A 1,026-nucleotide genomic window follows, 5' to 3' on the forward strand; every position below is an offset into this window, starting at 1 on the left:
AGTGAGATAGTGTGTGTTTTCACCCATTAATGCGTTTAGCATAAGGCAAAGCCCTATGTTTTCTGTTAGAAATCTATCAGCTCTGTTTTATCTTGTAGCGCTTCTTCTGCCGGCTTTTTCCTGCGTTGACGGGCGAGAAAGCAGTTTAACTTATGGTTATCAAGCACTAGTATTTGGCTTCATGCAAGTTTTTGCGGCAACGTTTATGTTGACCACTTGGTTCGACACAGCCATAGCGTTGATGTTCCCATGGTTGGCAAATATCTCTTGGGTGCTAAGCTTGTCTAATAACCAAGGGATAAAAGTGAATCCATGGTCAGTCGTAACCTTATGTGCGCTAATCATTTTCTTTTCTCAGCCGCTAGTAATAGTGGCCGGGGGTAACGGGGCTACCTCTATTTTATCTTTAAAGTTACATTCTGGAGCTTATTTATGGGGCGTTGCGTTGATGCTACCTATATTTATTAAGAATAAATAATTAAAGCATAGAAGAATAGGGTCAGGTCTTGTCTTTTTCCATAATACAAAAGGCTTTGTCTCTGGGTTATTAATGCGTCAGCAGAGCCAGCAAAATATCTACTACATGACTAACCATCTTGGTCACGTCTATGGTGTGTTTGACCAAGCAGGCGAAAGACTCAGCCAGCGAGGTTATTCGCCTTACGGGCAAGTAAGTGGTGATTATTTCACTCTACAGCCGTTTGGCATGTCGACCAAACGCAGCGATTTTACCAGTGGTATAGTTTACTTTGGTTATCGCTTCTATATACCAAGCTTGGGCCGCTGGCTAAACCGCGACCCACTGCAAGAGCAAGGCGGGATTAACCTCTATGCGTATGTGGATGGTGACCCGTTAGGGTATGTGGATCCGGATGGGCGTTATAAGTCCAGGCCATACAATCCGAGTCCTACCGACCACTTGATATATCCACCTCAAAAAAATAGCCAATGTTATTATGATTGTTATGAAAAGGCAAAGGCAGCGATGTCACCAAGGTCTGCAGTAATGGATCAAGCACCACACAA

General features: G+C 43.6%; 2 protein-coding genes. Both read left to right on the forward strand.

The features are described 5' to 3' along the window. Positions 1 to 55 precede the first annotated feature (55 nt). Positions 56 to 478, forward strand: a complete 423-nt coding sequence (locus tag MED222_RS00010; RefSeq protein WP_009844731.1) for a hypothetical protein — start codon at positions 56 to 58, stop codon at positions 476 to 478. Positions 479 to 550: 72 nt separating this feature from the next. Continuing rightward, positions 551 to 1,026: RHS repeat-associated core domain-containing protein (locus MED222_RS00005; protein WP_009844732.1), on the forward strand; the 476-nt coding region annotated here is incomplete at its 3' end.

It is taken from the genome of Vibrio sp. MED222, from assembly GCF_000153005.1.
In the GTDB taxonomy this organism is placed as follows: Bacteria; Pseudomonadota; Gammaproteobacteria; order Enterobacterales; family Vibrionaceae; genus Vibrio; species Vibrio tasmaniensis_A.

Bases quoted from the DNA above. Each gene is read 5' to 3' on its own strand.
- MED222_RS00010 (WP_009844731.1), top strand. From the start codon at position 56: ATGTTTTCTGTTAGAAATCTATCAGCTCTGTTTTATCTTGTAGCGCTT.